Genomic DNA, 23,596 nt, shown 5'->3' with positions numbered 1-23,596 from the left:
AATATGACCTGACAATGAAACGTGATATAGGTCAGACACATGAATATCGAATTCCAGAGAACTATTTACCGTAACCCGGCTTTGGAGAGATTACATGGATGCTTACTCGAACTTGCTTCTTCAGGTGTTCCACGAAGAAATACTCACACCGTTAGCACTATCATTCGCCTTAGTCATATTTTTGAACGGTATCGTCAAAAAGGTAAAAAACACCGCCCTGTGGAAAATATCGATACTGCTAACCCTGGGGCTGGTTTTAATCATTTTTTGGCCTCACGTTTGGTTTATGTTCTATCCCGAACCGTGCATTCAGGCGGCTGGCCCTCCAACAGCCCCTTGCCATTTCAGCCCTTGGGCTCGGATTAAACTGGGTTTGTTCTCCGCGATGCTCGGATGCCTGCTGGCTTTACTCTCGGTGAAAGCATGGCAGTTCTTGGGCGAAAGAATGCTTAACCCTAAATAGACATTTAAATCAGATATTGGCACGTAGTTGATCGTAGCCACGCACGTAATAATTAACGGCCGAGATCAACCAGCACAGCACAAAGATCCCAATAATCCAGTAGCCAATCTGGCCGAAGTTATCGCTGATGGCGTTGATTGGCGTCCAGATACCACCGGTCAATTCCAGCTTTTCGGAAATCAGGCCCAGTGCTTCAACACCACCGATAAACAGCGCAACGACAACCGAGGCCGCCGTGATGGTGATGTTGTAGTAGAGCTTGCGTACCGGCTTAGAGAACGCCCAGCCGTAGGCGCCCACCATCACGAAGTTATCCAGCGAATCGATCAGCGCCATGCCCACCGCAAACAGCACCGGGAACACCATGATCGACCACAGGCTGATGCCGTGTGAGGCGCTGGTGGCACTGATGGCCAACAATCCGACTTCCGTAGCGGTGTCAAAACCCAGGCCGAACAGAAAACCTACCGGGTACATGTGCCAGCTCTTGTTGACCAGGTTGAACACCCGCCGAAACAGGCGAGCCATCAGGCCGCCGACGTCCTGGAACCAGGCCATGTTGTCCTTGAATGCCATCGCGGTGACGGCAATCGCAAAGCACGCCAACACCACAATGGTGGAGTGCCCCAACGAGAACCAGGTGCCCACCGCAATCGGCCGTTTGCCTTGTTGCATCAGCTTGCGGGTTACGTTGTCGATAGCCGCGATATGGTCGGCATCCACCGCGTGGCGCAGACCGAAGCCGTAAGCCAGTAACGCGGTGCCCATCAGCACCGGGTTGTGGCCGAACTCGATCAACGCCCACGCCCACGCGAGGCCGTTGGCGGCAAGCAGGCCGGTGAGCAAGTAGAGTGCATGTCGCTTGGTGGTTGCAGGCTCGCAGGTGCTGGATAACGGAGTGATAGCGTTCATTACGGTTTCTTGTTTGGCAGTGAGCGTGCGGGGTTGGCTCAGCGCCAAAGGACTGTGTGGTGACATGCCCGCAGGCACCCACAACCTGCCGTGGAGATCATGGTGACGCAGGGCAAACCGGGCAGCTCTTCGTCCCGTTACAACGTCTTCTGCACCAGCGATGGCACGCGCCGCTCAATGTCCGCCAGCACACTGCGATTGCCGCGCTTCTCAAAACCCAGGCGCAGGTAACCGCTTTTGCCGACCGCCCCACTGGATCGAGGTCGAATGCGCAGTCACTGAGTGAACGTTTGGAAACAGCCGAATAATCGGCTGCTAGCGGAGGAGTCTAGGCTGCGGGGGGCACATTTGATCTTGATCGGCTCCCGCGAACCTGTAGGGAATTTCCCAAGGATAGATTTTTTCGGGCTAATAGGGCGTTAGAAAATCGATAACAGTGTGCCACCCAGGAACAGCTGATCAATCCAGAACACCTGGTGCAGCAACACGATCAGCCAGAAGACCACCTGATAAGACACCTTGCGCGTCTTGTGGCGGAATACCTGCTGAGCAATCAACGCCCCCGGCCAACCGCCTGCCAGCTCCACGGCGTGCAGGACGTTTTCCGGGGTGCGCCAGCTGTCTTCGCGAGCCTTACGCTTGTCGCTCCAATACAGCAGGAACGCCACCACGCTGACTACGCCATAGGCCACCAGCGGGATCAGCGAGACCCCGCGGTACCACAGCAGCGCCGAACCAAACAGCGGCGCGGCGCACAGCAGTGCAAACACCAACGCCTTGAAGCGCGGATGCTGGATGATCATGGCTTGACGGCCGACCAGTCGATCCAGCCGAACTGCCAGGTGGCCAGGATCACCAGGCCGAAGGCGATCCGGTACCAGGCAAACGCCGCGTAGCTGTGGCTGGCGATGAACTTGAGCAGCGCCTTGACCGCGATCATCGCGAAGATGAACGAGGTGACAAAGCCGATGGCGAACACCGGCAAGTCATCCGGCTGGAACAGGTGGCGGTACTTGTAGCCCGAATACACCGCAGCACCGACCATGGTCGGCATCGCCAGGAAGAACGAGAACTCGGTGGCGGTCTTGCGCGACAGGCCGAACAACAGGCCGCCAATGATGGTGGCGCCCGAGCGCGAGGTACCCGGGATCATCGCCAGGCACTGGGCGAAGCCAACTTTGATCGCGTCCTTCCAGGTGATGTCGTCGACGGTTTCGGCGTGCACTTCATGCTGGCGACGCTCGGCCCACAACATGATGACGCCGCCCACCACCAACGCCGCCGCCACGGTGATCGGGTTGAACAGGTAGTGTTTGATCAGGTCGGCGAAAATCACCCCCAACACCACCGCCGGCAACACGGCGATGATCAGGTTGACGGTGAAGCGTTGGGCATTGCGCTGGGTCGGCAAGCCGACCACCACGTCGAGGATCTTGCGTCGAAACTCCCACACCACCGCCAGGATCGCGCCCAGCTGGATGATGATATTGAACGCTTCAAAGCGTTCGCCACCAAAGTTGATCAAGTCGGCCACGATAATCTGGTGCCCGGTACTGGAGATCGGCAAAAACTCCGTCAATCCCTCTACAACGCCGAGTATCAGTGCCTGTACGGCGGTCCAAAGATCCATCGATTCCCCCAAAGGTCATGCCCACGGCATGCCTCGTTGATATTTTTTAGACGTTCACTAACGAAGAGTGCGCTGCAAGCACAGCGCAAATAATCAAGGCCGAACTGCGAAAATTCCGTGAAAAATCAGGCAGGACTCAGGTTTTTTGATTCTGGGCCGAAAGCCTATCAGACAAGCCGGAAAAGTCGATGCAGCACCCAAAATTATAAGAACACGGAGTGACAGGACCATGAACAGTTTGCGCAATATGTCTATCAGCCGGCGCCTCTGGCTGATCCTGATCGTCGCCGTGCTGATGCTGCTAACCCTCGGCCTGCTTATGCTCAAGCAGATTCATGGCGACCTGTACCAGGCCAAGAGTGAGCAGACCCAGCGTGTGGTGCAAACCGCCAGCGGGATCCTGACTTATTATCACAGCCTCGAAACCAGCGGCGTGCTGACCCGTGAAGCGGCGCAGAAGCAAGCCTTGAGCGCAGCGCGCGGGCTGCGGTATGGGAAGGATGATTACTTCTGGATCAATGACCTCACGCCCGTGATGATCATGCACGCGGCCAACCCCAAGCTCGACGGCCAGAACCTGTCGGCCATCCGTGACCCGGATGGCTTTGCGGTGTTCAATGAGTTCGTGATCCTGGCCAAGGCCAAGGGCGCCGGGATGGTGAATTACCGCTGGCCCAAGCCCGGCGCCGATGCACCGGTGGCCAAGACCTCCTATATCCAGCTGTTTGAACCCTGGGGCTGGATCATCGGGTCCGGCGTGTATGTCGATGACGTGCAAGCGGAATTCCGCGGCCAGGTGTGGAAGGCCTCGATGGTGGGCCTGGTGATCGCCGTAATCATGGCCCTGCTGGTGGTGCTGATTGCCCGCAGTATCGTGCGCCCGTTGCAGCAAGCGGTGAACGCGATGGCCAATATCGCCAGTGGCGAAAGCGACCTGACCCGCACCCTCGACACCCACGGCCAGGACGAGGTCACTCAACTGTCCCGGCACTTCAACAGCTTTACCGCCAAGTTGCGGCAGGTGGTCGGCCAGTTGCAGACCTGCGCCAATGCGTTGGGCCAGTCATCCACCGAACTGGGCAGCAACGCCAGCGACGCCCATGACCGCAGCCAGCAGCAATCGCAGCAGATGGAATTGGTCGCAACCGCGATCAACGAAGTCACCTATGGCGTACAGGACGTGGCCAAGAACGCCGAGCACGCGGCCAGCGAAATGCGCGATGCACAGGTGCAAGCCGAACAGGGCCAGCTCAATATCGACGGCAGCCTGCAACGCATCGACCAACTCTCCAGAACCATCAGCCAGGCCGTGGACGTGATCCGCACGCTGTCGACTGAAAGCACAGAGATTGGCGGGGTACTGGAAGTGATCCGCTCCATTGCCGACCAGACCAACCTGCTGGCCCTCAACGCCGCCATCGAAGCAGCCCGTGCCGGGGAACAAGGTCGTGGGTTTGCGGTGGTGGCCGATGAAGTGCGGCTGCTGGCCCAGCGTACGCAAAAATCCACCGCTGAGATCCAGGCCATGATCGAGCGCCTGCAAGGTCATTCGGAGGCAGCGGTCAAGGTCATCAGCGACAGCCACCAGGCCTCGCAACTGACCATTGAGCAAGCGGGCCAGGCGGGAGCGAGCCTGACGGCTATCGGCCAGGCGCTGCGTAATCTCAACGGCTTGAACGCTTCGATTGCCAGCGCCACGTTGCAGCAGGCGCATGTGGTGGAAGACATCAACCAGAATGTGACCCAGGCGGCTGGTTTGTCCCACAGCACGGCATTGGCGGCGCAGCAGTCCAGCGTGGCCAGTGCGCACTTGAAGGGCCTGAGCGAACAACTCGACAGCCTTCTGCACCAGTTCAAGGTCTGACGCCGATGATCGTTCCCACGCTCCGCGTGGGAACGCATCCTGTGACGCTCTGCGTCACCGTTGCGCAAAGCCGGGACGCGGAGCGTCCGGAACTGCATTCCCACGCAGAGCGTGGGAACGATCTACCCCCGCGCCCACCACTCTGGTTACAATCACCGCCCTCTTCGACTCCCCCAAGGAACCGCCATGTCCGGGCTTGAACTGTTTGCCGCCGCCCTGGGGGTGATCGCTGTCTGGTTGACGGTTAAACAGAACCCGTGGTGCTGGCCCATCGGCCTGGTGATGGTGCTGCTGTACACCTGGATCTTCTTCGATGTGAAGCTCTACTCCGACATGCTCCTGCAAGTGATCTACGCCGCCCTGCAACTCTACGGCTGGTGGCAGTGGACCCGCGCCGGCGAGGTCAAGCAAGGGCGGCAAGTCACTAGCCTGGGCCTGCAACCGATCCTCCAAGGCCTGGCCGTGGGCGCTCTGGGCAGCCTGTTGCTGGGCGCCGCCATGGCCCACTGGACCGACGCCGCCCAACCCTGGCTAGACGCGGCCCTGACTGGCTTCAGCCTGGTGGCGCAGATGTGGATGGCGCAGAAGCGCGTGCAGTGCTGGCCATTGTGGGTTGCCCTGGATGTGATCTTTGTCGGGCTGTTCCTCTATAAAGGCCTGTACCTCACCGCCGCACTCTATGCCTTGTTCACCGTGATCGCGGTGCAGGGCTGGCGCGAATGGCGCGCCGACCCGGCGTTGCATGCATGAAAGTCGTGGTATTGGCCGGCCCGGAATCCAGCGGTAAAAGCTGGCTGGCCACGCAGTTGCAGGCGCATTTTGGCGGGGTGATGGTGGGCGAATACGTGCGCCATTTCATCGACCACCACCAGCGCGATACCACCCTGGCCGATATCCCCGACATCGCCCGTGGCCAACTGGCCTGGGAAGACGCCGCCCGCGCCCGGCAGCCAGCGTTGCTGATCCTGGACACCAACCTGCTGACCAACAAGCTGTGGAGCCAGACCCTGTTTGGCGACTGCCCGGCCTGGCTCGGCAGCGAACTGCTCGCCCGCCACTACGACTTGCACCTGCTGCTGTCGCCGGAAGACGTGGAGTGGACCGCCGATGGTCAACGCTGCCAGCCGGAGTTTGCCGACCGCCTGGCGTTTTTCCAGGCCAGCCTTGACTGGCTGGAGCAACATCATCAGCCGTTACGGATCATCCGTGGGGATTGGCAAGCGCGCCAGGACCAGGCGTTTTCAGCGGTGGAACAACTGCTGGATTGACCGACGAGGACAGTTTTCATGAATAGCTCATTACGCATTGCCATCGTCGGAGGCGGCCCTGCCGGGCTGACCCTGGCACGGATTCTTACGATCAATGGCTTTACCGCCAGCGTGTTCGAGCGCGAGCGCGGGCCACTGGAACGACCTCAAGGCGGGACTCTGGATTTACACGTTGAATCCGGCCAGCTGGCGCTCAAAAAAGCCGGCCTTGAAGATGCCTTCCACACCATCGCCCGTTATGAAGACCAAGGCTCGCGCCTGATGGATAAACACGCGCGACTGCTGTTTGAAGACCCCAGTCCGGCCGCCGGCGACCGTCCGGAAGTCGATCGCACCGCCTTGCGACAAATCCTCTTGGATTCGTTGCCTGCTGATTGCGTGAAATGGGACGTCAACGTCAGCGAGATCCGCCAGGCAGGCGACACATGCTGGACCCTGCATCAGGGCGACACCGTCCACGGCCCGTTCGACCTGGTCGTCGGCGCCGACGGGGCCTGGTCGAAAGTGCGCCCCTTGCTGTCGCGCTATCAGCCTCAATACAGCGGGCTGACGTTTATCGAATTCGGGGTTGATGACGTCAACCGCCGCCACCCGGCCCTGGCCACGCTCGTCGGCCAGGGCAAACTGGACGTTTCGGGCGACGCCAGGTTGCTGGTCGTGCAACGCAACGCCAACGCGCATCTGCGCGGCTATGGAATCTTTCGCGTCCCCACTGACTGGGCGGCGCAGCAACTGGACTGGTCTTCGCCACAGGCGACCCGGCAATCGCTGCTGGCGCAGTTCGAAGGCTGGCACCCGGACATCCTCGCGCTGCTGCACGCCTCAAACGAGCGCTTTCTGTCCCGGGCCATTTACGCGCTGCCCGTCGGGCATCACTGGGCACACCGCCCAGGCCTGACCCTGATCGGCGATGCCGCACACCTGATGTCACCGTTTGGTGGCGAAGGCGTCAATGCGGCGATGCTCGATGCTGCGGAGCTGGCCCGGCACCTGATCGAAAACAGCACATGCTCCGAGGCGGTAAGGGCCTATGAAACGCAGATGTTCGACCGCATAGAGCCGATCGCCCGTGACAGCGCCGAAGCGGCCGCCACCCAACTCTCCCATGATGATATCGCCCTCTCCCTGGCGCATTTTCGCAGCCACAGCGCGCAAGACTGAAGACCGGTTATCGGGTCAACGCAGTTCTCCACGCAGGGCACAGGTCAATCCTTAAAAGGAGATTGGCCTATGAACATGCGCATTGTTGCCCGCTTGATCAACTTGCCCGAAGACCGTGGCGTTCGCGTTGAAACCGCCGCCCACAAGCTCCTGCTGGTGCGTTCGGGCAACCAGGTGCGGGCCTATCAGGCGGAGTGTCCCCACGCCGGGGCGCCTTTGGAGCAAGGCGTAATCTGTGACGGGAGGATCATTTGCCCGTGGCACAAGGCGGCTTTCCAGGTGGATGACGGCCAGGTCTGCGAGCCGCCCGCATTGGTGCAGCTCACGCAATATCCGGTGGAGATTCACGATGGTGTGGTCAGCGTGGGAGACGAAGCGCTGCCCTCTTCATCAGCCCCACAACCCAATGATTCCCGCTGCTTTATCGTGATTGGCGCCGGCGCAGCTGGTTCGGCGGCCGTCGCCACCCTGCGCCGAGAAGGCTTCAGCGGCCGCCTGCTGTGGATCGACCAGGAGCAAAATCCTGCCTACGACCGCACTGCCTTGAGCAAATTCGTCATCGCAGGCGAGATGCCGCCCGACGAAACCCCACCGTTGCTGGATGAAGCCAGCTACCGCGACATCCAGATCCACGGCGAAGTCCAAAACCTTGACCCTCACGCCAAATGCCTCCAACTCGTAGACGGTCGCCGCTTCGACTACGACGCGGCGCTGCTGGCCACTGGTGGCGAGGCCAAACCGCTGGATATTCCGGGCGCCGTACTCAATAACGTCTTTGTGCTGCGCTCACGGGATGACGCGGTGCGCATCGTCAAGGCAGCGCAATCCGGTAAATGCGCGGTGATCATCGGCGACAGTTTTATCGGCCTGGAGGCCGCTTCAGCGTTACGCAAGCGTGGGTTGACGGTACAGGTGGTGGGCCGTCGCGAGATTCCTCTGGCAGCCCAACTGGGCAAGCGCATCGGTGCGTCACTGCGCCAATTGCATGAGGCCAATGGCGTGATATTCCACAGCGCCAGTGAGCCCGCGCGCCTCGAAGGACACGGGGACGTGACGACGGTCGTGCTGAAAAACGGCCACAGACTGGCCGCAGACCTGGTGCTGGTGGGCGTCGGCGTGACACCTGCCACCGGTTTTGTTCAGGGGTTGGAAAAGGCCGAGGACCAGTCACTGAAGGCCGAAGCGGATTTGCGGGTCGCACCCGGGCTATGGGCAGCGGGCGATATGGTGACCTTCCCATGGAACGATCAGCCCGTGCGCATCGAACACTGGCGCGTGGCGCAGCAACTCGGGGTGCTGGCGGCGCGCAACATGCTGGGAGCGCAGCAGGCGTATGCCGACGTGCCGTTCTTCTGGACCTATCACTTCGGCAAGACGTTCGAACTGCTGGGCCATCCCCGTCACTGGAATCAACTCCACGTGGAAGGTGACCTGCAGCACCACCACTTCATCGCCCTGCTCTGCCGTGGCGATGAAGTGGAAGCAGTGATTGCCTGCGAACATCAGCGGGCCATGGTGCTGCTCTCGCAACGCATGAAGCACCCGCTGAAAAAAGCCGAGGTGCTTGAGCTGATCCGCGGGCTCTAACGGGCCTTGCGGGTGCCGAGCTGGATCCAGGTCGGCGCATGGTCGCTGGCATGGGGCTCGTTGCGCACCCACGCATCCACCCCGGCGCCTTTCAGATAAGGCTTGAGCGCCGGATTGAGCAGCAAGTGATCAATTCGCAGGCCGGCGTTTTTCTGCCAGTGCTGGCGGAAATAATCCCAGAAGGTATAGACCTGCTCGTCGGGATACAGATGGCGCAAGGCGTCCGTCCAGCCCTGCTCCAGCAGGCGCTGATAACACTCACGACTTTGCGGTTTCAACAACGCGTCCTTCAGCCAGGAGCGCGGGTTGTAGATATCGAGGTCGGTGGGCACCACATTGAAATCCCCGGCCAGCAACACCGGGTGTTCACTGGATTGCAGGTGCCTGGCGTAGTCGATCAGCCGTTCAAACCACGCCAGCTTGTAGTCGAATTTCGGCCCCGGCTGGGGGTTGCCGTTGGGCAAGTACAGGCAGCCCACCAGAATGCCGTGCACGGCGGCTTCGAGGTAGCGGCTTTGATGGTCGGCGTCATCGCCGGGCAAACCCCGGCGGCTTTCCAGCGGTTGCGCGTCGCGGGCCAGAATCGCCACGCCGTTCCATGAGGCCTGACCCAGGCACAACGCACCGTAGCCGGCGGCGTCAAAGTCGTTGAAGGGAAACAGGCTGTCGGGCGCCTTGAGTTCTTGCAGGCAGACAATATCCGGCTGTTCCCGCGCCAGCCATTCCAGCAGATTGGGCAGGCGGGCGCGGATGCCATTGATGTTGAAGGTCGCGATCTTCAGCGCTTTCATGGGAAGGGTCCTTCCAGGGCTCTTGGAGTAGAGCCTGGAAGGTGTTCGGTCGTTCCGTTTTCAGGCGCGATTGACCTCAGTAGCCCAACGACAACCCGGTATTGCGCCGTGGGTCGTTGGCCCCATAGAAACGGTTATTGCCCACCGGCTTGCCGTCCAGGGACGGTGCGCCCACCAGGATCGCCGCCAGGTGGTTGGCATCTTGCGGGCCGGCAAACTTGTGGCCCCAGCCTTCGAGGATTTTCTGGGTATCGGGGCTCAGGGCAAAGCGCTCGATATTGGTCGCCTCAGGCAGCCATTGCTGGTGGAAACGCGGGGCGTCCACGGCTTCCTGAATGTTCATCTTGTAGTCGATGACATTGAGGATGGTCAGCAAGGTGGCCGTGATGATGCGGCTGCCACCCGGCGTCCCCACCACCATCACCGCCTTGCCATCCTTGGTGACGATGGTCGGGCTCATGGACGACAGCGGCGTCTTGCCCGGCGCGATGGCGTTGGCTTCGCCCTGGACCAGGCCGTACATGTTCGGCACGCCGATCTTGGAGGTGAAGTCGTCCATTTCGTCGTTGAGGATCACCCCGGTCTTGCTCGCCATCACGCCGGCGCCGAACCAGTCGTTGAGGGTGTAAGTCACCGAGACGGCGTTGCCCCACTTGTCGACGATGGAGTAGTGGGTGGTGTTATTGCCTTCGTGGGGCGAAACCCCGGGCTTGATGTCCTGGGAGATCCCGGCTTTCTGCGGGTCGATGGCGGCGCGCAGTTTGGCGGCGTAGTCCTTGTCCAGCAGGTGCTCGACCGGGTTCTGCACGAAGTCCGGGTCGCCGAGGTAGCTGTTGCGGTCAACGTACGCATGGCGCATGGCCTCAATCTGGTAGTGCAGGCCCTGGGCCGAGTGATAGCCGAGGTCGGCCATCGGGTAACCTTCGAGGATATTCATGATTTCGCAGATGACCACCCCGCCCGAGCTCGGTGGTGGCGCGGACACCACGTGGTAGCCACGGTAGTCACACTCGATGGGCGCCAGTTCGCGGGTCTTGTATTTGTCCAGGTCGGCCTGGGTGATGATGCCTTTGCCCGACTGGCTGGAATCCACGATCGCCTTGGCTACCCAGCCTTTGTAGAAGCCGTCGGTGCCCTTGGCGGAGATTTCCCTCAGGGTTTTCGCCAGGTCTTTCTGCACCAGCTTCTGGCCCACCAGCATCGGCTCGCCACCGTGCAGGAAGATGCCGCGCAGGTCTTTGTCTTTCTTGAATTCGTCGGTAGCGGTGTGCAACAGGTCGACATCGCCCTGCTCCAGGGCAAAACCGTCTTCGGCCAGCTTGATCGCCGGGGCGATCACCTGGGCACGCTTGAGGGTGCCGTATTTGCTCAACGCCAGTTCCATGCCCGACACGGTGCCGGGTACGCCGACGGCCAGGTGACCCTTGGAGCTGAGGTCCGGAACGACGTTGCCGTCCTTGTCCAGGTACATGTCGGCAGTCGCCGCCAGCGGGGCTTTTTCGCGGAAGTCGAGGAAGGTTTTGCGTCCATCGGCCAGTTGCACGGTCATGAAGCCGCCGCCGCCCAGGTTGCCGGCCGCCGGGTAGACCACGGCCAGGGCGTATCCCACCGCCACCGCCGCATCCACCGCATTGCCACCGGCCTTGAGCACATCCACCCCCACATGGGTAGCGAGATGCTGGGCCGTGACCACCATGCCATTTTCGCCAGCCACCGGGGCCTGGGAGGCCGCCTGTACACCGCTGACGGTCAGCACCAACGCGGTGGCAATCAAAGTTCGGGTAAACGGTTGGTATTTCATCCCTGGCTACTCTGCTTATTAGAAGAACTAGAAAGTAATACGTTTCCGATCCAAGCCCCAGCGTTATGCCGCGTTTGTGACAGAGCCTGTCGGTAACGGAATAATGCCCATGCTATATTCCGGGCCTTTACGCTGCGCAGCTGAGGCTTTTCGATGGTGATCAAGAAGACCGGTATCCGCGCCCAGCAAGCCGACCAGACCCGCGCGCGGATTCTCCAGGCGGCGGTCAAGGTCTTCACCCGGGACGGCTATTCCGGCGGGCGTGTGGAAAGCATTTCCCGGGAGGCCGACTCCAACGACCGCATGTTGTATTACTACTTCGGCAGCAAGGAGCACCTGTTTGTGCGTGTGCTGGAGCACACCTATGAGCAGTTCAATAAAGCCGAAAGCAAACTCAAGCTCGACCTGAGTGCGCCGGTGCAAGCGTTGCAGGCGTTGGTGGGGTTTATCTGGAATTACTACGTCAAGCATCCCGAGTTTGTGGCAATCCTGAGTATCGAGAACCTGCACAAGGGCAAGCATGCGAAGCAGTCCGGGGAGCTGCGGCGGTTGTCCGGGGAGGCGGTTGGGGTGTTGCGGCCGATTATCGAGGCGGGTCAGGCCCAGGGGCTGTTTCGTGAGGATGTGGACATCAAGCACGTGTATTTGATGATTGCTTCGTTGTGCTACTTCTATAACTCCAACCAGCACACGCTGAGTTCGTTTTTGGGGGAGGATTTGGCGGACAAGGGACAGCAGCGGGATTGGCTGGGGTTTATCAGTGATCTGGTGTTGCGTGGGGTACGGTAGAAACCGAATCAAAATGTGGGAGCTGGCTTGCCTGGGATTGCGGTGGGTCAGCTCATAATTCAGTGACTGGCGCACCGCTATCGCAGGCAAGCCAGCTCCCACATTTGATCTCCATATGGCTTGAATCCGTCAGTGAGTGCCGGGATTGGCTCGCAGGTGAGCGACCTTTTGCTCCAGGCCTTCCCACTGTGGTGCATTGGGCGCGAAGCGGGTACGCAGGTATGACGCCAGCTCTGCCACTTGGGTATTCGACAGGCTGTCCTTGAAGCCCGGCATATAGCCCAGGTCCCTGGTCGCCGGAGTGCTGATCCCTTGCAAAATCACCTTGATCAGATTGTCCGGTTCATCGCTGTGCACGTTGGTATTGGTCGCCAGTGACGGGCTGACCCCGAACAGCTTCGGCCCCTGCCCGTCGGCATGGCAGGCTTTGCACGAGCCTTCGAATACCCGCCGCCCGTTGGCATTGGGCACTGTCACAGCCGCCACCACCTGTGCTTCGGCGGCGCCGCTGTCATTCAGCGAGGCCAGGTATACCGCCATCGCGCGGATATCGGTCTTGGGCAGTTTGGCCAGCTCAGTCACCACCGGCCCCATCGGCCCTGTCGCTACGCCGTGGGCATCGGAATAACCGGTGCTCAGATAGGTGAACAATTGGTCCTCGGTCCACGGCGTTGGCGCCTTGGACAAGCCATTCAACGCCGGCGCCTCCCAACCATCCACCCTGCCGCCCGCGAGGAATGCTTTACCGCCCTTCTCCGCGCCCATCAGGTTGCGCGGCGAGTGGCACGCCGCGCAGTGCCCCAGCCCATTGACCAGATAGGCGCCGCGATTCCATTGCTCACTTCTTTGGGGTTGCACGCTGATTTCCCCTCGGCGCAAAAACAGTGCGTTCCACCCGGCCATCAACGGCCGGATATTGAATGGAAACTTCATCGCATTCGGCACCGGTGCCTGGCTGACCGGCGCCTGGGACATCAGGTAGGCGTACAGCGCCTGCATGTCCGCATCGTTGATATTGCGAAACGCGGTATAGGGAAACGCCGGGTACAGGTTGCGCCCGTCACGGCCGATGCCGTCGCGCATCGCCCGCTCGAACGCCGGGTACGACCAGCCGCCAATCCCGGTCTTCTCATCCGGGGTGATATTGCTGCTGTACAGCGTGCCGAACGGCGTGTGCATGGCCAGCCCGCCGGCATTGGTGGCGCCACCCGGCGCCGTGTGGCACACCGCGCAATCCCCTACGGCCGCGAGCAAACGCCCACGTTCCAGGGTGTCCTTGGACCAGGTGCCGGCGCTGGGCGGCGCGATCGGGGCGATTTCACTGTGAAACGGCCACGCGGTGGCGGCCATGCCCAGCACCGCGCCAAAGGCGGCGAACAATGAGCCGAACAACCATTTGCGGCGCTTCTCCGGGGACTTCGCCGGCTCGCCCAATGTGCCTGCATTCAGCGCCGCCAATACCCGCTCGGGAGTAATCGGCAGCTCGCGAAAACGAATCCCGGTAGCGTCGTAGATCGCGTTGGCAATCGCGGCTGCGCTGGGCACCGAGGCGGATTCACCGGCGCCCATCGGTGGCTGGTCCTGGCGCGGCATCATCAGCACGTCGATCTGCGGCACTTCAGGGAAGGTCAGGATCGGATAACCGCCCCACTCTTTGCTCGCCACGGTGGACTCTTCAAAGGTCACGCGCTCCTTGAGTACGCGGCTGGTGGACTGAATCACATTGCCGTGGATCTGATGCTGCACCCCCGCCGGGTTGATCATCATCCCCGAGTCGTGCCCGATCACCACGCGGGTCACCGAGACATCGCCGGTCTGTTTGTCGATGGCCACATCCGCGACCCACGCCGCCCACGCCGCGCCGAAGCCAGGGAACTTGCTGTGGATATAGCGCGCATAGGCAAAGCCCCGGCCTCGCAGCAGGTGGTCTTCGTTGGCAGTCTGCATCGGCGCGGTACGCGGTGCCCAGTTGGCCCGCTCGGCAGTGGATTTCACCAGGTCGATGGCGCGCTCGTCCTTCAGGTAACGCAGGCGGTATTCCACCGGATCGACGCCGGCGGCGAACGCCAGTTCGTCGATATAGGATTCATGGGCGAAGGTGTTGGGCAACGCCGACACGCCGCGCATCCACGAGGCTCGCACGATCGGTGCCATGTCGTTGATGGTGACGCGCATGTTCTCGATGTCGTAGGGCGGAATTGAGGTGCGGTCGCCCATCTCGAACATCGCCGCCACCGGCTCGACCCGGCCGGTCAGCAGCAGCGCCAAAGTGGGCGCGCCGTTGGACGGGTAGCTGGTTTCAAAGTCATAGGCGGCGATGCTGCCGTCGGCGTTCAGGCCGCCGTCGACCTCCATCAGTTGCGCAGTGCCTTTGGGCTCCCACTGGTGTTCCTGTTCGCGGGTCAGTTGCACACGCACCGGCTTGCCCACGGCGCGGGACAGCAGCAACGCGTCGGCGCATACATCGTCGGCGCAATTGCGGCCGTAGCAGCCGGCCGCCTCCATGCGGATCACGTCGATGGATTCTTCCGGGCACTCCAGCAGCCACGCAAGATCAGCCCGCAGCAGATGCGGGTTCTGGCTGCCGGACCAGACCCGGCTGACCCCGGGCTGATAATCCGCCACGCCGCAAGACGGGCCGATGGAGCCGTGCATCTGGTACGGCCACAGGTAGGTGCGCGGCATGCGCTGGCTGGCGGCGGCCAGGGCTTCGTCGACATTGCCTTGGTCGAGCACGGTTCGGCGTACCCGTGGGTTGTCGCGAATCGCCTGCTCCACATCGCTCATGTCCGGCAGTTGGTTATTCCAGGGTTTCCAGTGAACCCGCAGTTCCTGGGCGGCCTTGATCGCCTGTTCTTCACGCAAGGCGACCACACCGACAAAATCACGGATCACCACCACGGCAACAATGCCCGGGATATGGGCAACGGATGATTCGTCGACGTCCAGCAGGCTATTGCCGACAAAATCACCGCAATCCAGCCCAGCATAAGGTGGGCGGATTACCCGGCCGTGGAGCATGTCCGGCACGCGCATGTCGTGAACGTAAGTCAGCTCGCCGGTGGCTTTGCCGGGGATATCCACCCGGGCTGCGCCCTTGCCCACCAGGCGGTAATCGACGGTGGCTTTAAGCGGTGCATCGCCGCTGATGCGCAGTTCGTCATGCTCGCCCATGACCAGTTCGCCATAGGTGGTGGTTCGTCCGTCTTCGGCGGTAATCACGCCCGCGTCGACCGTGAGGCTCTGTGCACTGACCGACCAACGTTGCGCCGCCCGCATCAGCAGGAAACGCCGGGCTTCGGCGGCGGCGTTGCGCAACGGGATTGCGGAGATCTGCAACGTTGCGCTGGCAATGGTCGCGCCCTGGTTCGGCGCCCGTTCGGTGTCGCCCAGCACCATGCGCACCTGCTCCATGGTCAGGTCCAGTTCTTCGGCGACGATCTGCGCCAGAGAGGTGCGAATGCCGGTGCCCAGGTCCACATGCCCGTTGAAGGCGTACACCAGCCCGTCATCGTTCACCGCGATAAACAGCCCCAGTTCCTTGGGCTTGATCGTAGGTGTACCGCCCTTGGCTACCGGACCCGAAGGCGGCAGCACGTCGTCGACGATCAGCAGGACGCCGGCCTTGGCCAGCCATTGGTCGCGGGAAGGGATTGCGTCAGTCATGGTCATCGATCCACGTTCAAGGCGTTTGGCGGGCGGCACGCAGCACCGCGCGGAGGATTTCGATATGGGTGCCGCAGCGGCAGAGATTGCCCGACAGCCCGGTGCGCACCTCGGCTTCGCTGGGGTTGGGATTGCGGTCGAGCAAGGCCTTGGCGGTCATGATCATGCCGTTGAGGCAGTAGCCGCACTGGGCGGCCTGCTCGTCGATAAAGGCCTGTTGCACCGGGTGCGGGGTTTGGCGGGTGCCGAGGCCTTCGAGGGTGACGATGTCGCGGCCCACGGCGCCCGACAGAGGGAAGACGCAGGAGCGTGCAGCCACGCCGTCGATGATTACCGTGCAGGCGCCGCACTCCCCCAGGCCACAGCCGTATTTGGGGCCGTTGAGTTGCAGGTCATTGCGCAGGATCAGCAACAGCGGGGTGTCGGCCATTGCGCTGACTTCGCGGGTGTGGCCGTTGACCTCAAGCGTTACCGTGATGTGCTGGCTGATCATTCGCTTCGCCCGTTGGTTTTGGTGAAGTGCCCACTACATCAAACAGTCAAAAAAAGCGTCGCGTACCTGGGGTCTCGCGACACACTTGACTGGTGAAGTGGTTACTACATGAACGTAGAGCAAAAACGGTGCCAGACCATCGTGGAAATAACATATCCGCCGTAGCAGCTGTCGAGCCTTGGCGAGGCTGCGTGGCGGGCGACGCGGTTTTGTGCCTGGCTCGATAGCGGCGGTGCGGCCGACGCGGTCTTGTGCCTGGCTCGATAACGGTGGTGCGGCCGACGCAGCCTCGCTGGGGCTCGACAGCTGCTACGGGGGGTCAGGTTTGGGGGTCGTCGATCATTTTGCGTAGCAGGAAGAGTACGGCGACGCGTTCGGCGGGGTTGAGGTTGCTCAGGGTCAGTTCGGTGATGGTGGCGGCGCAAGGCACGGTTTGCTGCACCAGGGCGGCGCCAGAGTCGGACAGGTTGACGACGACTTTGCGTTTGTCCTGGGGATCGGGTTCGAGGGTGATCAGTTCGCGGGCCTTGAGGCGTTCGACGATGCCGCGGATGGTCGCCTGGTCGACGGCGGTGGCCTTGACCAGTTCGGTGAGCGAACTTGCACCGTGATCGCGCAGGGCGCACAGGGTGACGAACTGCACGGCGGTGAGCTGGGAGTCGCCGACGTTCTGCTGGAAGATCGCCAGGTGGCGCTGGTAGGCCTTGCGCAACAGGTGGCCGACTTGCTCGGAGAAAACGTAGGAATCAGGCACGGCGGGCTCGGGAAGGCGGTGGTCGATGGGGTGGCATGATGGCGGGCTTACCCGAGGTTCTCAAGTTTCTCATCGAAGAAACCCGATCAAAAATGTGGGAGCTGGCTTGCCTGCGATAGCGGTGTATCAGGCACATTGGTGTTGAATGTGCCGGCGCTATCGCAGGCAAGCCAGCTCCCACAGAGATTTTCAGTGGGCCAGGGAGGCCTTGGGGGCTACGACGTCGCCGGCGATGACGACGGCTTGGTCATTGAGGTAGACGTCGCAATTGCGCAACGGGATGTCCATGTGGCACGGGGTTTTGCGGGTGCCGCCGACTTCGGTGTTCGGGCCGGTGGAGAACAGGAAGTTGCCGTAGAACGCCCGGGCGTCCATGCACATGCCGTCGTTCTTGTCGTGCAGGCCCATCGCCGTCCATTGCGCCCGTGGCTGCAGGCCCCAGCCGATGTGGGAGATGCCGTAAACCTCAGGGTCGTTGAAGTATTTCATGTAGTCGCGCAGGTATTCGGCTTCGAAACCACCGTGGATTTTGGTGATGAAGCCCTTCTCGATCTCCAGGGTGATTTTCTCCCGGGTGTAGGTCTTGAACGGCAGCAGGATGTCGCCGATGTCCAGCACCAGCACGCCTTCGGCGGTTTCTTCGTTGGGCCAGGAGAACAGGAAGCCGCTCGGCCAGTGGTCCCAGCGCCCAGGTTCGTCAGCAAAACCGTATTCGGTGACGGACGGGTATTGCCCCAACGCTGCACGGAAATCACTGCCGGCGCGGGATTTGACGTGGATCGAGCGGGCCTTTTTCAGCAGTTCTTCAGCGGCCAGCACCCGTACCTTGTCTTCTTCGGTGGGCAGCATGCGCGCCAGTACTTCCGGGGGTTCGACCGCCAGCAGAATGCGTGTGCCGGTCTTGAGGATCTGTTCCTGCTCCGGCGAGTGCAGCAGCATCATGGTGTCGACGATCAGGTCCGCCGCTTCCAGCGCCCGCTGGGCCGCGATATTCCCGGTCAGCGCGGTGTCGCCGCAGTAGGCGGTCATGTCATTGCCCATCGCCCGGGGATGGTTGAACGACGGCAACTCCACCGCATACACCTTGGCCCCCAGACGCTGCGCCGCATCCATCGCGGCGCGCACGATGCGTGGGTCGGAGTAATGGCTCTTGAGCACGGCGACGCTCTGGGTCGGGTCGACCTTGGACAGCTTCAACACGTGTTCAAACATCTGGGTCAGTTCGCAATCACTTACCGGCATTTCCTGTCTCCTCAGCTGCTGCACCAAGATCTTGCAGTGCGCTTCACTCTAGTGCGTTTTTATAGCGTATACACCAATTAACCACGATAAGAACTGATTTCAGGATGGACTGCAAGCGCCAAGCCAAAACGTTACCAATCCACACAACCCCAATGATATATGGCGATAATCGGTTACAGGGGATCGATATGGCCAAAAATACAATTTTTCAAACCCGGGCTTTTCATTTGAAAAAATGAGCGTATACACTTTAAAAACCTTGCGGACTGACGCCGCTGGCCATCATTCGAAAAAGAGGACCACGCCCCATGGCAAGCACACAAAAAATCGCAATCGTCGGCGCCGGCCTTGGCGGTGCCGCCGCTGCCACGCTGCTGCAACAGGCAGGGTTCGACGTGGACATCTACGAACAGGCGCCAGAATTTTCGCGCCTGGGTGCCGGGATCCACATGGGACCCAACATCATGAAAATCTTCCGGCGCATGGGCATTGAAAAGCAGCTGGACCTGATGGGATCGCACCCCGAGCACTGGTTCAGCCGCGACGGTGAAACCGGTGATTACCTGTCCCGCATTCCTCTCACCGGCTACGGCGCGTCCTACATCACAGTGCACCGTGGCGACTTGCACGCGCTGCAGATGTCCACCCTCAAGCCCGGCACCCTGCACTTCAACAAACGCCTGGAAACCCTCGAGGAAACCGACACCCAGGTGCGCCTGACCTTCGCCGACGGTGAAGTGACCTACGCGGACATCGTGATCGGTGCCGACGGCATCAACTCGCGCATTCGTGAAGAGCTGCTGGGCGCGGAAAAGCCGCTGTACAGCGGCTGGGTCGCCCACCGTGCGTTGATCCGTGGCGATCAACTGGCCAAGTACGACCTGAAGTTCGAAGACTGCATCAAGTGGTGGACCGAGGACCGGCACATGATGGTCTATTACACCACCGGCAAGCGCGACGAGTACTACTACGTCACCGGCGTGCCGCACCCGGAATGGGACTTCCAGGGCGCCTTCGTCGACAGCAGTCGCGAAGAGATGTTCGACGCCTTCAAGGGCTACCACCCCACCGTCCAGGCCCTGATCGAATCCACCGAAAGCGTGACCAAATGGCCGTTGCGTAACCGCAACCCGCTGCCGCTGTGGAGTCGCGGCCGCCTGGTATTGCTGGGCGATGCCTGCCACCCGATGAAGCCGCACATGGCCCAGGGCGCCGGCATGGCCATCGAAGACGCGGCGATGCTCACCCGCTGCCTGCAGGAAACCGGCATCGGCGACTACCGCACCGCCTTCGAACTGTATGAAGCCAACCGCAAGGAACGGGCTTCCCGGGTACAAGCCGTGTCCAACGCCAACACCTGGCTGCGCACCCAGGAAGATCCGGACTGGGTCTACGGCTATGACCTCTACGCCCAGCAGCTGAAATCGGGGGTGGCCGCGTGAGCAGCTTTCTCTACGGCGGCAACATCCAGGCCAATGGCATTCGCCAGCATTACCTGCGCTATGGCGGCAAGGGTCCGGCGCTGATCCTGATTCCCGGCATCACCAGCCCGGCGATTACCTGGGGTTTTGTTGCGGAACGCCTGGGCCTGCATTTCGACACCTACGTGCTGGATGTGCGCGGTCGCGGCCTGTCGTCCACCGGCCCGGAACTGGACTACAGCGCCGACATCTGCGCCGATGACATTGGTGCCTTTGCCGACGCTCTCAAGCTCGACAGCTATCACTTGGTAGGTCACTCCATGGGCGCGCGGTTTGCGGTGCGCAGTGCGGTGCGCCACCCACGAGGGGTTAACCGTGTGGTGCTGATCGACCCTCCGGTGTCCGGCCCCGGTCGCCGTGAATACCCGAGCAAACTGCCGTGGTACGTCGATTCGATCCGCCAGTCGCTGGTGGGCATGGACGCTGAAGCAATGCGCGCCTTCTGCGCCACCTGGACCGAAGAACAATTGCAACTGCGCGCCGAATGGCTGCACACCTGCTACGAGCCGGCCATCGTTCGCGCCTTCAACGACTTCCACACCGTCGACTTCCATCAGGATCTGCCGCACCTGGAGGCCCCTGCCCTGTTAATTGTTGCCGGACGCGGCGGTGTTATTCAGCCCGAAGATGTCGCGGAAGTCCGGCAGTTACAGCCAGGCCTGCAGGTCGCCCATGTGCCGAATGCGGGACACATGATCCCTTGGGACGACCTTGAGGGGTTTTTCAGCGCCTTCGGCGACTTCCTCGGCCAGCCCCTGACTGCATAACGGAGACCATCATGCTCAAGCCTTACCGCATCGGCCAGATCGTGCCGAGTTCCAACACCACCATGGAGACCGAGATCCCGGCGATGCTCAACGCACGCCAGGCGATCCGCCCGGAACGTTTCACCTTTCACTCCAGCCGCATGCGCATGAAGCAAGTGCGCAAGGAAGAACTGGCGGCGATGGACGGCGAGTCCGACCGTTGCGCCATCGAGCTGTCCGACGCCAAGGTCGACGTGCTGGGCTACGCCTGCCTGGTGGCGATCATGGCCATGGGGCTCGGTTACCACCGCAAATCCGAGCAACGCCTGCGCAAGGCCACTGCCGACAACGACGCCAACGCCCCGGTGATCACCAGTGCCGGCGCCTTGATCGAAGGCCTGAAAGTGATGGGCGCCAAGCGCATCGCCATCGTCGCACCGTACATGAAACCCCTCACCGAATTGGTGGTGAACTACATCCGCGAAGAAGGCTTTGACGTGGTGGACTGGCGCGCCCTGGAAATCCCCGACAACCTCGAAGTGGCCCGCCATGACCCGGCCAACCTGCCGGCCATCGTCGCCGGGATGAACCTGGAAGGCGTCGACGTGATCGTGCTGTCGGCCTGCGTACAAATGCAGTCGCTGCCGGTAGTGGCCAAGGTCGAAGCGCAAACCGGCCTGCCGGTACTCACCGCCGCCATCGCCACCACCTACGCCATGCTCAAGGCCCTGGACCTGGAACCCATCGTCCCCGGCGCCGGCGCCCTGCTCTCCGGCGCCTACTAAAAACGCTTTTGTGGCGAGGGAGCTTGCTCCCTCGCCACAGGTTATGTGCACTGTCCATTACCGAGGACTGAAAAATGACCGAACAATCCGCCGATGCCAACTACCAGGGCGTCTGGGGCAACCGAATCGGCTTCGGCAAAAAATCCGCCCTGCTGATGATCGACTTCATGCAAGGCTATACCACCGAAGGCGCCCCGCTGTTTGCCCCCGAAGTGCGCATCGCCGTGACCGAAAGCGCCGAGCTGCTGGCCTGCGCCAGGCGTCACGGAATCAGCGTGGTGCACACCAATATCCGCTACCATCCCGGCCATTTCGCCGACGGCGGTATCTGGGTCAAAAAGGCCCCGGTGATGAAAGACATGGTGGAGGGCAATCCCCTCGCCGCCTTTTGCACCGAGGTCTTGCCCCTGGCCAATGAAGTGGTGATCACCAAACAATACGCCAGTGCGTTTTTCGGCAGCAGCCTGGCCCCGATGCTGCACGCCCAGGGCATCGACACCGTGGTGCTCGCCGGCTGTTCCACCAGCGGCTGCATCCGGGCTACGGCGGTGGATGCGGTGCAACACGGCTTTCGTACCATCGTCGTGCGCGAATGCGTCGGCGACCGTCACCCGGCGCCCCATGAAGCCAACTTGTTTGATATCGACAGCAAGTACGGCGATGTGGTCAGCAAGCAGGAGGCGATGAGCAAGTTCAAGGAGCAATAAGGTTTCATAAGAACCGCGCCACAGAGCGCGGTCTTGCACTCTTCTGACACTGCCTTTGGACGTCGCTTTCACAGCACTCCGAAGTGCTGAAAAAAAGCGGCTGTATAAAAACCATAAGTCACCGCCAGGAGACACCCCAATGCCCATTGCGAATGCAGCGCCCGCGACTACGGTCGCCGATCCGGTCAACACGCTCTACCACAAGATCACCTGGAAGCTGATTCCGTTCCTGTGTTTCTGCTACCTGGCAGCCTACCTGGACCGCATCAATATCGGCTTTGCCAAACTGCAGATGCTCGACCAGTTGCACTTCAGCGAAACCGCGTTCGGCCTCGGCGCCGGGCTGTTTTTTGTCGGCTATATCCTCTTCGAAGTCCCGAGCAATCTGATCCTGGAAAAGGTCGGTGCGAAGATCTGGATCGCCCGCATCATGATCACCTGGGGCCTGCTTTCGGCCTGCACCATGCTGGTCACCTCCACCACCCAGTTCTACATCCTGCGGTTCCTTCTGGGCGCCGCCGAAGCCGGGTTCCTGCCGGGCGTGCTGTATTACCTGACCACCTGGTTTCCCACCCATCGCCGGGGGCGGATCATCGCCCTGTTCATGATCGGCCTACCGTTGTCCAGCGTGATCGGCGGCCCGTTGTCCGGCTGGATCATGGGCCACTTCGACAACATGGGTGGCCTGCGCGGCTGGCAGTGGCTGTTCCTGATCGAAGCGGTGCCCAGCGTATTGCTCGGTGTGTGGACCTTCTGGGCCCTGCCCAATACCTATCAGCAAGCCAAGTGGTTGTCGCCGGAAGAAAAGACCCTGCTGGAAAGCGAACTTCGCAAGGATGACGCCGACGGTGCCGACAGCAAGCACAGCTTCCGCGACGGGTTCTTCAACCTCAAGGTATGGATGCTCGGCGGTATCGACTTCTCGATCCTGCTCAGCGCCTATGCCATGGGGTTCTGGATGCCGACCTTTATCCGCAACGCCGGCATCACCGACACCTTTCACATCGGCATCCTCACCGCCTTGCCCAGCGTGGCGGCGCTGCTGGGTATGCTGCTGATCGGCGCCAGCTCCGATAAACACCGCGAACGCCGCTGGCACATCATCGTGCCGTTTTTCATCGGCGCAGCGGCGATGGCCACCAGCACCTTCTTCACCCATAACGTGGTCGCCACCGTGGCCTTGTTTGCGATTGCCTCCGCGGCAATCATCGGTGCGGTGCCGGTGTTTTTCAGCCTGCCGGCGACCTTTCTCAAAGGCACCGCAGCGGCCACCGGTTTTGCCCTGGCCTGCTCACTGGCGAACATCGCAGGCCTGGTGAGCAATTCGTTGATGGGGGTGGCGATCGACGTCACCGGCAGCAGCGCGGGCGCCTTGTGGTTTTTTGCAGGCTGCCTGATTCTCAGCAGCTTCCTGGTCATCGCGTTGCCGGCGAAACTGGTAAACCGTTAACAACAA

General features: G+C 61.3%; 21 protein-coding genes and 1 pseudogene. 13 read left to right on the top strand and 9 right to left on the bottom strand.

The genetic code is table 11. The annotated features are described in order from the left end of the window. Window positions 1-94: 94 nt before the first annotated feature. A complete protein-coding gene (locus JFU58_RS19815) occupies window positions 95-463 on the top strand; it encodes a hypothetical protein (protein WP_063029879.1) in 369 nt (122 codons plus the stop codon). A gap of 9 nt (window positions 464-472) precedes the next feature. Here the strand turns inward: JFU58_RS19815 and JFU58_RS19810 are convergent, their stop codons facing one another. The 3 genes from JFU58_RS19810 to JFU58_RS19800 form a co-directional block, all read right to left on the bottom strand. Then, the gene (locus JFU58_RS19810; RefSeq protein WP_201141756.1) at window positions 473-1,375 is read right to left on the bottom strand and encodes a HoxN/HupN/NixA family nickel/cobalt transporter; all 903 of its coding nucleotides are present in this window, start codon (window positions 1,373-1,375) and stop codon (window positions 473-475) included. A gap of 419 nt (window positions 1,376-1,794) precedes the next feature. After that, the gene (locus tag JFU58_RS19805) at window positions 1,795-2,178 is read right to left on the bottom strand and encodes a DUF1294 domain-containing protein (RefSeq protein WP_063029875.1); all 384 of its coding nucleotides are present in this window, start codon (window positions 2,176-2,178) and stop codon (window positions 1,795-1,797) included. Beyond that, a complete protein-coding gene (locus JFU58_RS19800) occupies window positions 2,175-3,005 on the bottom strand; it encodes an undecaprenyl-diphosphate phosphatase (protein ID WP_063029873.1) in 831 nt (276 codons plus the stop codon). The genes JFU58_RS19805 and JFU58_RS19800 overlap by 4 nt, the downstream gene beginning before the upstream one ends. 229 nt (window positions 3,006-3,234) lie before the next feature. Here JFU58_RS19800 and JFU58_RS32630 point away from each other — a divergent pair. From JFU58_RS32630 to JFU58_RS19775, 6 genes and pseudogenes are all read left to right on the top strand, one after another. Then, window positions 3,235-4,014: pseudogene (locus JFU58_RS32630) on the top strand (cache domain-containing protein); the annotation flags it as partial. A 120-nt stretch (window positions 4,015-4,134) separates the two neighbouring features. Next, entirely contained in the window at window positions 4,135-4,869 is a 735-nt protein-coding gene (locus JFU58_RS32625; protein WP_374106802.1) for a methyl-accepting chemotaxis protein, read from the top strand. A 186-nt stretch (window positions 4,870-5,055) separates the two neighbouring features. Then, window positions 5,056-5,619 carry a nicotinamide riboside transporter PnuC gene (gene pnuC / locus JFU58_RS19790; protein WP_063029869.1) on the top strand — a complete coding sequence of 188 codons (564 nt, stop codon included), beginning with the start codon at window positions 5,056-5,058 and terminating at the stop codon, window positions 5,617-5,619. Next, window positions 5,616-6,137: an AAA family ATPase gene (locus JFU58_RS19785; protein ID WP_201141752.1), complete on the top strand. Its 522-nt coding sequence runs from the start codon at window positions 5,616-5,618 to the stop codon at window positions 6,135-6,137. Before pnuC ends, JFU58_RS19785 begins: the two co-directional genes overlap by 4 nt. 18 nt (window positions 6,138-6,155) lie before the next feature. Next, on the top strand, window positions 6,156-7,298 hold the full coding sequence (locus JFU58_RS19780) for an FAD-dependent oxidoreductase (protein WP_201141750.1): 1,143 nt from the start codon (window positions 6,156-6,158) through the stop codon (window positions 7,296-7,298). A 69-nt stretch (window positions 7,299-7,367) separates the two neighbouring features. Continuing rightward, on the top strand, window positions 7,368-8,885 hold the full coding sequence (locus JFU58_RS19775; RefSeq protein WP_201141748.1) for an FAD-dependent oxidoreductase: 1,518 nt from the start codon (window positions 7,368-7,370) through the stop codon (window positions 8,883-8,885). On the opposite strand, the gene xth is transcribed toward JFU58_RS19775, so the two are convergent. Both xth and ggt read right to left on the bottom strand, forming a co-directional pair. Then, window positions 8,882-9,676, bottom strand: a complete 795-nt coding sequence (xth, locus tag JFU58_RS19770; RefSeq protein ID WP_201141746.1) for an exodeoxyribonuclease III — start codon at window positions 9,674-9,676, stop codon at window positions 8,882-8,884. The genes JFU58_RS19775 and xth overlap by 4 nt on opposite strands. Before the next feature lie 76 nt (window positions 9,677-9,752). Continuing rightward, on the bottom strand, window positions 9,753-11,477 hold the full coding sequence (gene ggt, locus JFU58_RS19765) for a gamma-glutamyltransferase (protein ID WP_003215346.1): 1,725 nt from the start codon (window positions 11,475-11,477) through the stop codon (window positions 9,753-9,755). A 153-nt stretch (window positions 11,478-11,630) separates the two neighbouring features. Between ggt and JFU58_RS19760 the strand changes: the two genes are divergently transcribed. Continuing rightward, on the top strand, window positions 11,631-12,266 hold the full coding sequence (locus JFU58_RS19760; protein WP_201141744.1) for a TetR/AcrR family transcriptional regulator: 636 nt from the start codon (window positions 11,631-11,633) through the stop codon (window positions 12,264-12,266). 129 nt (window positions 12,267-12,395) lie between these two features. On the opposite strand, the gene JFU58_RS19755 is transcribed toward JFU58_RS19760, so the two are convergent. From JFU58_RS19755 to JFU58_RS19740, 4 genes are all read right to left on the bottom strand, one after another. Then, window positions 12,396-15,932 (bottom strand): molybdopterin cofactor-binding domain-containing protein, encoded by a 3,537-nt coding sequence (locus JFU58_RS19755; RefSeq protein WP_201141742.1) that lies wholly within the window; start codon window positions 15,930-15,932, stop codon window positions 12,396-12,398. A gap of 16 nt (window positions 15,933-15,948) precedes the next feature. After that, a complete protein-coding gene (locus JFU58_RS19750) occupies window positions 15,949-16,425 on the bottom strand; it encodes a (2Fe-2S)-binding protein (RefSeq protein ID WP_201141740.1) in 477 nt (158 codons plus the stop codon). Between the two features lie 319 nt (window positions 16,426-16,744). Next, complete coding sequence (locus JFU58_RS19745; RefSeq protein WP_167664219.1) at window positions 16,745-17,179, bottom strand: MarR family winged helix-turn-helix transcriptional regulator; 435 nt, start codon at window positions 17,177-17,179, stop codon at window positions 16,745-16,747. A gap of 189 nt (window positions 17,180-17,368) precedes the next feature. Then, window positions 17,369-18,421 carry a 2,5-dihydroxypyridine 5,6-dioxygenase gene (locus tag JFU58_RS19740; RefSeq protein WP_201141738.1) on the bottom strand — a complete coding sequence of 351 codons (1,053 nt, stop codon included), beginning with the start codon at window positions 18,419-18,421 and terminating at the stop codon, window positions 17,369-17,371. 308 nt (window positions 18,422-18,729) lie between these two features. Here JFU58_RS19740 and JFU58_RS19735 point away from each other — a divergent pair, with 308 nt between their 5' ends. The 5 genes from JFU58_RS19735 (at window position 18,730) to JFU58_RS19715 (ending at window position 23,590) form a co-directional block, all read left to right on the top strand. After that, window positions 18,730-19,863 (top strand): FAD-dependent monooxygenase, encoded by a 1,134-nt coding sequence (locus tag JFU58_RS19735; RefSeq protein WP_201141736.1) that lies wholly within the window; start codon window positions 18,730-18,732, stop codon window positions 19,861-19,863. Then, window positions 19,860-20,669 carry an alpha/beta fold hydrolase gene (locus JFU58_RS19730; RefSeq protein ID WP_201141734.1) on the top strand — a complete coding sequence of 270 codons (810 nt, stop codon included), beginning with the start codon at window positions 19,860-19,862 and terminating at the stop codon, window positions 20,667-20,669. The genes JFU58_RS19735 and JFU58_RS19730 overlap by 4 nt, the downstream gene beginning before the upstream one ends. 11 nt (window positions 20,670-20,680) lie before the next feature. Beyond that, complete coding sequence (locus tag JFU58_RS19725; protein ID WP_063029845.1) at window positions 20,681-21,433, top strand: maleate cis-trans isomerase family protein; 753 nt, start codon at window positions 20,681-20,683, stop codon at window positions 21,431-21,433. Window positions 21,434-21,507: 74 nt separating this feature from the next. Continuing rightward, window positions 21,508-22,140, top strand: a complete 633-nt coding sequence (locus JFU58_RS19720) for an N-carbamoylsarcosine amidohydrolase (RefSeq protein ID WP_201141732.1) — start codon at window positions 21,508-21,510, stop codon at window positions 22,138-22,140. A 139-nt stretch (window positions 22,141-22,279) separates the two neighbouring features. After that, window positions 22,280-23,590 (top strand): MFS transporter, encoded by a 1,311-nt coding sequence (locus JFU58_RS19715; protein ID WP_063029841.1) that lies wholly within the window; start codon window positions 22,280-22,282, stop codon window positions 23,588-23,590. Window positions 23,591-23,596 lie beyond the last annotated feature (6 nt).

This window comes from Pseudomonas sp. TH34, assembly GCF_016650865.1.
In the GTDB taxonomy this organism is placed as follows: Bacteria; Pseudomonadota; Gammaproteobacteria; order Pseudomonadales; family Pseudomonadaceae; genus Aquipseudomonas; species Aquipseudomonas yamanorum.
The sequence above is the reverse complement of the archived record's forward strand: the minus strand, read 5'-3'. Positions and strand labels throughout refer to the sequence as shown.